This window comes from Occallatibacter sp., assembly GCF_036502485.1.
Taxonomy (GTDB): domain Bacteria; phylum Acidobacteriota; class Terriglobia; order Terriglobales; family Acidobacteriaceae; genus Telmatobacter.
Map to the genome: position 1 here is coordinate 23,332 of NZ_DASXYM010000044.1, position 6,312 is coordinate 29,643.

9 protein-coding genes and 5 tRNA genes are annotated in these 6,312 nt (G+C 59.3%); 1 reads left to right on the plus strand and 13 read right to left on the minus strand.

The features are described 5' to 3' along the window. Positions 1-219 precede the first annotated feature (219 nt). The 13 genes from VGL22_RS07630 to VGL22_RS07690 form a co-directional block, all read right to left on the minus strand. The gene (locus VGL22_RS07630; RefSeq protein WP_465266313.1) at positions 220-423 is read right to left on the minus strand and encodes a hypothetical protein; all 204 of its coding nucleotides are present in this window, start codon (positions 421-423) and stop codon (positions 220-222) included. Between the two features lie 398 nt (positions 424-821). Then, entirely contained in the window at positions 822-1,259 is a 438-nt protein-coding gene (gene rplK / locus VGL22_RS07635) for a 50S ribosomal protein L11 (RefSeq protein WP_465266314.1), read from the minus strand. 162 nt (positions 1,260-1,421) lie between these two features. Continuing rightward, complete coding sequence (gene nusG, locus VGL22_RS07640; protein ID WP_465266315.1) at positions 1,422-2,033, minus strand: transcription termination/antitermination protein NusG; 612 nt, start codon at positions 2,031-2,033, stop codon at positions 1,422-1,424. 53 nt (positions 2,034-2,086) lie between these two features. Continuing rightward, positions 2,087-2,380 (minus strand): preprotein translocase subunit SecE, encoded by a 294-nt coding sequence (secE, locus tag VGL22_RS07645; RefSeq protein WP_465266316.1) that lies wholly within the window; start codon positions 2,378-2,380, stop codon positions 2,087-2,089. A gap of 49 nt (positions 2,381-2,429) precedes the next feature. Beyond that, positions 2,430-2,505 (minus strand) — tRNA-Trp (locus VGL22_RS07650). A gap of 115 nt (positions 2,506-2,620) precedes the next feature. Continuing rightward, a complete protein-coding gene (rpmG, locus tag VGL22_RS07655) occupies positions 2,621-2,770 on the minus strand; it encodes a 50S ribosomal protein L33 (RefSeq protein WP_082661970.1) in 150 nt (49 codons plus the stop codon). A 153-nt stretch (positions 2,771-2,923) separates the two neighbouring features. Continuing rightward, positions 2,924-4,111 carry an elongation factor Tu gene (gene tuf, locus VGL22_RS07660; RefSeq protein WP_465266317.1) on the minus strand — a complete coding sequence of 396 codons (1,188 nt, stop codon included), beginning with the start codon at positions 4,109-4,111 and terminating at the stop codon, positions 2,924-2,926. Positions 4,112-4,243: 132 nt separating this feature from the next. Beyond that, positions 4,244-4,552 carry a hypothetical protein gene (locus tag VGL22_RS07665; protein ID WP_465266318.1) on the minus strand — a complete coding sequence of 103 codons (309 nt, stop codon included), beginning with the start codon at positions 4,550-4,552 and terminating at the stop codon, positions 4,244-4,246. A gap of 69 nt (positions 4,553-4,621) precedes the next feature. Further along, a tRNA-Gly gene (locus tag VGL22_RS07670) sits at positions 4,622-4,696 on the minus strand. A gap of 94 nt (positions 4,697-4,790) precedes the next feature. After that, a tRNA-Thr gene (locus VGL22_RS07675) sits at positions 4,791-4,866 on the minus strand. Positions 4,867-4,934: 68 nt separating this feature from the next. Next, positions 4,935-5,174, minus strand: coding sequence for a hypothetical protein (locus VGL22_RS07680; RefSeq protein WP_465266319.1), 240 nt, complete (start codon positions 5,172-5,174; stop codon positions 4,935-4,937). Positions 5,175-5,261: 87 nt separating this feature from the next. Beyond that, positions 5,262-5,349 (minus strand) — tRNA-Tyr (locus tag VGL22_RS07685). Between the two features lie 197 nt (positions 5,350-5,546). Then, a tRNA-Thr gene (locus tag VGL22_RS07690) sits at positions 5,547-5,622 on the minus strand. A 424-nt stretch (positions 5,623-6,046) separates the two neighbouring features. Between VGL22_RS07690 and VGL22_RS07695 the strand changes: the two genes are divergently transcribed. Beyond that, on the plus strand, positions 6,047-6,312 hold a 266-nt coding region (locus tag VGL22_RS07695; protein WP_465266320.1), incomplete at its 3' end, for a CsgG/HfaB family protein.

Sequence of the window (6,312 nt, forward strand, 5' to 3'; positions counted from 1 at the left end):
ATGGGGAACAAAGACAAAGGCAAAAAGGAAACCAAGAAGGCTCCCAAGCCGAAGCCGAAACCCGAGCCCAGCAAGCGTGAAATCTTCACGCCGGCTCCCAAATAGCAAAGCCCTCCCGCCCGGGAGGGCCTTCCGTTTCTGAACATACCCGCGACGGCGAGACGAACGACTCCGGCCGAGCCTGTCTCGTCGTAACGGCCGGGTTCTCCAGGCCCCGTCTCAAAAGACCTTTGAGTAATGTGGTTTTTTGGGGGTCTTGTGCTTGCCGCCTAGAAGTTCTGCGAACTTACCGCTCTTGTAATGGGAGTTGTGGGGTTTCCGAAGATGCGGCTTGTGGTGCCAGGCATAGGCGCGCTCGTTGAGAGCGCCGCTGAACGCCAGCACGATGATCATTCCCAATAGTAGCCGTTTGGCGGCTCGCACGCTTCCCTCCCGCATCGCCTTGCGTAAACAGGCTCCCACGGAACGCCGGCCGCCGGTTTGTTCTTACGCAACCTGCGCCGCCCCGCAAAATCAGCAGGATGAAGTGTCTCGGTCCGCAACGGCTCAGTCCGATTTCCGGTACTTGGATCACGTCGGGATGCTGGTGCGGGCATGAACAGCGCACAAACGGCGTTCAGATGTCTTGGTTTCAAACGGGATTGCAAGAACCGGCCGTTCTCGCGGGGGGACCGGCGCACCAGCCCCAACGACCCCTCTGCATGCCCCCGGGGAGCACCCATCGCATAGGTCTCATTCTCCGCGGGCAAAAGCGACGGAAAAAGGAAACGGCCGCGCCTGGCGCAGCCGTTTCGTTTCGATCCGGAAGGGGGGCCGCCGTCTTATGCGACGACTTCGATGCCCATCGAGCGGGCCGTGCCCTTGATGCTCTTGATGGCGGTCTCAACGCTGGCGGCGTTCAGATCCGGCATCTTCTGCGTGGCGATCTCGCGCACCTGGGCTTCGGTCACCTTGCCCACCTTGTCCTTGTTGGGCGTGCCCGCACCCTTGGCGATGCCGGCTGCTTTTTTGAGCAGAATGGCCGCGGGGGGCGTCTTGGTGACAAAGCTGAAGGTACGGTCCGCATACACCGTGATCACCACGGGAATGATCAGACCGGCCATCTCCTTGTTGGTCGTGCGCGCGTTGAACTGCTTGCAGAACTCCATGATGTTGACCTGTGCCTGACCGAGCGCGGGACCAACCGGGGGCGCCGGCGTTGCCTTGCCAGCTTCAATCTGCAGCTTGACGTAAGTAGATACCTTCTTCGGAGGTGCCATTTCAGTTCCTTCAGAACCAGCTACTAGCTCCTAGCTTCTAGCTACCAGCTGGCTATTCCTTCATTCATTTTGGTCCTGCACTCCATGCGTTCGCTAATAAACCGGCGGCTGCTAGGTCCACGCACCGGCTAGAAGCTAGAAGCTAGTAGCTAGAAGGTGCAGTTACTCAATCTTTTCGACTTTGCCGAATTCCAGTTCGACAGGGGTGGACCGCCCGAAAATCGTGACCATCACCTTCAGGGTCTCGCGATCCTCGTTGATCTCATCCACCACGCCGTTGAAGTTCGCGAACGGGCCATCGGTGATGCGCACCGACTCGTTCTTCTCAAATTTGATCTTGAGCCGCGGCTTGTCCTTCACCGTTTCGCTGCGGAAGAGGATCGAACTCACTTCTTCCTCGCTCAGCGCCACGGGCTTGTCGCCGGTGCCCAGGAACCCGGTCACCTTCGGCGTCTCTTTCAGCACGTGCCAGAGGTTGTTGTCGAGTTCCATCTCGACGAGCACATACCCCGGCAGGAACACGCGCTCGACGGTGCGCTTCTTGCCGTTGACGATCTCGGTTACCGGCTCAGTGGGGATCATCACCCGGCCCACGCGGTCACCCAGCCCAAAGGCCTGCACCCGGCTCTGGATCGACTCCCTCACCTTGCGCTCAAAGCCGGAGTAAGCGTGCAGGATGTACCACTTGAAGCGCGGATTTGCCTCCGGTTGGCCTTCCGCCTGTTCCGGCGCCGTCGGCTGCTGCTCGGCGGATTGTTCTAATTCATCTGCCATCTTGCTCTCTTGTTCCAGCGTCATCCCGCCGCCTCACTGCGCTTTGCGCAGCTTTACTGTGCGCCCAGCGTGTGCAGAATCTGCTCGACTACACGGCTGAAAACAGCGTCTACCACGAAAAAAAACGATCCGAAAATGAACACGGCCACGATCACAACCGTGGTCGTCGACTCCACTTCCTTGCGGCTGGGTGTCACCACCTTGCGCATCTCGGCGCGCACGTCGCTCAGAAAGTTGGTGAACTTGCCCCAGGTACCCGTCACGTTCCCCGTGAGGTTCGAGACCGCGTTGGGTTCCTGCTTCTTCAGCGGCCGTTCATCGTTCATGACTGTTGCCTTCGTTGACATGCTGCTGTTTCCTTCGCGTCCGGCTTCAAGCCGGAGTTAATTCCAAATCTGGCAGGGGCGGAGGGATTCGAACCCCCAAGTTCGGTTTTGGAGACCGACAGTTTAACCGTTGAGCTTACGCCCCTAAAGCAGTTGTCAGCGCTCAGTGGTCAGTGATCAGTTCCGCGGTAGCCCGGTTCAGGCTCTCGCCTCCCCCCGCAACACCCGCGCCTGATCACTGACATCTGACCACTGTCCTCGTTACTTCGTTTCTCTGTGCGCCTGGTGCTTACGGCAGCGGTTACAGAACTTCTTGAACTCCAGACGGCCGGTGGTCGTCTTCTTGTTCTTGGTCGTCGAGTAGTTCCGCTCCTTGCACTCAGTGCACTGCAATGTCACAATTTCCCGCATCTCTCAATCCTAACCGATTCGGCGAATTTCTTCCTGCTCCGCCGCAAATCCATTCTTTTCAGTTCTTAGTTTTCAGTTCTCCGTTCACAACTACCGCGAATCTTTCAGCCGCAGTGGCTGTGAACGGAGAACTATGAACCGTGAACTGTTCTCTTACTTGATAATTTCCGAGATGGTTCCCGCGCCGACCGTGCGTCCGCCTTCGCGGATGGCAAAGCGCAGGCCCTTCTCCATGGCTACCGGCGTGATCAGCTCAATTACCAGCTGAACGTTGTCGCCCGGCATCACCATCTCCACGCCCTCAGGAAGTTCCGCTACGCCCGTCACATCGGTCGTACGGAAGTAGAACTGAGGCCGATAGCCCTTGAAGAACGGAGTGTGGCGGCCGCCCTCTTCCTTCGAGAGCACGTACACTTCGCCCTTGAAGTTGGTGTGCGGCGTGATCGATCCGGTCTTGGCCAGAACCATCCCGCGCTCCACGTCTTCCTTGGGAATGCCGCGCAGCAGCAGGCCGGCGTTGTCGCCTGCCAGACCTTCGTCCAGCTGCTTCTTGAACATTTCCACGCCCGTCACTACCGTCTTGCGGGTCTCGCGGAATCCGACAATCTCGGTCTCCTCGCCCATCTTCACCTTGCCGCGCTCGATACGGCCCGTGACCACCGTGCCGCGGCCGGAAATCGAAAAAATATCTTCGATCGGCATCAGGAACGGCAGGTCGATGGCGCGGTCAGGCTGCGGCACATACTTGTCCACCGCTTCCATCAGCGCGTCGATCTGCGCTTCCCACTTGGGCTCGCCGTTCAGCGCGCCCAGTGCGGATCCGCGGATCACCGGCACATCGTCGCCGGGGAACTGGTACTTCGACAGAAGCTCGCGCACTTCCATCTCCACCAGGTCGGTCAGTTCTTCGTCTTCCACCGCGTCGCACTTGTTCAGGAACACTACGATGTACGGCACACCCACCTGGCGGGCCAGAAGAACGTGCTCCTTGGTCTGCGGCATGGGGCCGTCGGTGGCCGCGACCACCAGGATGCCGCCGTCCATCTGCGCCGCGCCCGTGATCATGTTCTTGATGTAATCGGCGTGGCCGGGGCAGTCCACATGCGCGTAGTGACGGTTCGCCGTCTCGTACTCCACGTGCGCCGTCGCGATCGTGATGCCGCGCTCGCGCTCTTCGGGAGCGTTATCGATCGAGTCGAATGACCGGAACGCGATCTTCGGGTTGTGCTTCGACAGAACCTTCGTGATCGCCGCCGTCAGTGTGGTCTTGCCGTGATCGATGTGGCCAATCGTTCCCACGTTCACGTGCGGCTTTGAACGATCAAATTTTTCCTTCGCCATTGCGTGTCCCTTTCGTTGGACTTGAAAATCAGCCCCTAGCTTCTATCCGCCGGCTTTCAGCTCCATCTCGCACGTGCCGACCACATTGGTCCAACTCCGCATCTCGCAAGCCAGAAGCTAGCAGCCGGTTTTTCAGTAGTACGCGTACGCCTTGAAAAACCTTTGCCGGACTTCCGCCGGCACCTGCTCCACCAGGGTCAGATACCGCTCCCGGATCAGCCCCTGATCGCTCACCGGCAGGCTCTGATAAACCCCCAGAGCTCCCTTACCCAGATAGCCGCGCTGGATCACCGTCTCGAAATCCCGCACCGGCAGCTTCGCCTTCACCACACGGTTCAGCAGAACTTCTACATCACTGGGGGCAAACGCCGCGTCCAGCAACGAATGCATCTGGCTAAACCCCTTCTGGTCCTGGACGGCGATGGCTGCCTGCTCAAACATCTTTCCCACTTCTTACCTCTGGAACATGATCTGCGTGGAACTGTCTTGCTTGAAGGCTCTACTGAACTCTGGAGCGGGAGACGGGACTCGAACCCGCGACCAACAGCTTGGAAGGCTGTGACTCTACCACTGAGTTACTCCCGCAAAAACTCAGTGATCAGAGCTCAGCATCAGTGATCAGAATCCGCCCGCTGGGCTCGCTGATCACTGATCGCTGACCACTGACCACTTGCATTTCTGGAGCTGATGACCGGGCTTGAACCGGTGACCTCTCCCTTACCAAGGGAGTGCTCTACCAACTGAGCTACATCAGCCCTTCTAAAACTTCCGCTTCCGCCTCAATCCCGCCCGTGAGGGCTGACGCTGAGAGCTGAAAGCTGTCTTACTTCCCGCCCCGCCGGATCCGGTCAGCCTGCATGGCCATCACCGTGCGGAACACCAACATGGCGAGGATGAACTCTACCACCCATCGCACTTCCACCCGCCGGCCCATCGCGATCACTGAGCCATCACCGATGGTAAACCACACCAGCACCGCCAGCACACCGTACATTGCCAGCGCCACCGGATACCGCCGTTCCAGATCTGACCCGCTGCGCGTTCCCTGCTGCTCGTCGCGCATCGCCCTACCTCGACCGCCCAGCAAACTTTCCGTGCCCCCACCCTGCGCTTTCTTTCGTACCACAGGGCGAGACCACGAACTTAAAACTGGTGCACAGGGGAGGATTCGAACCTCCGTAGCTCCAAGGAGCGGCAGATTTACAGTCTGCTGCCATTAACCGCTCGGCCACCTGTGCAACCCTGGCCCTATCCATCCGGAACCTCTTTCCGCGCACCAGCATTCCACCGGATCATCTTCCGGCTTACCGTGGCCTTCCAGCCCCGGCTTTGCTGCATGCACCTGAAGGTGGGGTCACCGCAGGGACAGGCCCGATGCTCACCGTTTCAGCACCGGTAAAACTCACGTGCTTTTCAGCTCCGTCGCTTTCTTGAGTGGAGCTGGCGAAGGGATTTGAACCCCCGACCCTCTGATTACAAATCAGATGCTCTACCAGCTGAGCTACGCCAGCCCTCCGGGCGCCCTGCCGCCCGCGCGGCAATCGCCCTTCGACCACTCCGGGAAACCGCTCCGGAACCCTCAGAATTGCGCGGACACACCAGCACTCCGCGCGTTCTTCGGCACAGAACTTAAGGTTAGCATAGCGATCCGTGCCGAGCAAACCTGTGGATAAGGGTGGAAATTCCCGCCCTCCAAGAGACTGCCGATTTGCGCCAACCCGGGGAGCAAATACCCCCAACGTCACAATCCGCCCACCAGGGCCACTTTCCCACGGAGCTCCCCGGCAGGCTTGCCGGTGCGCCTGCAATCAGAGGCAAGAACTCAAGGTTCCGGTCGTTCCCTGTTTTTTCTTGACATGCGACCCGAACGGACCGAACCTTGCATCGTTCCCCTCTGGTTAGCCGGGCCCCGCCTATCTTCACTTCCTGAGGCTGATGATGAAATCACTTTTCTCCGTCCGCGTTCTGCTTGTCGTGCTGATTCTCAGCGCCACTTTCTCCGGCCCTCTTTCGGCGCAGGCCCGCAAGGCCCGCGTCGCTGTGATGGACTTCGATTACGCCACTGTGCAGAGCTACTCCTCCGCCATGTTCGGCAGCAACGTGGACGTGGGCAAGGGCGTCACTGACCTGCTGATCGCCCAGCTGGTTAAAAACGGCTCCTACTCGATCATCGAACGCCAGGCTCTCGACAAGATCATGGC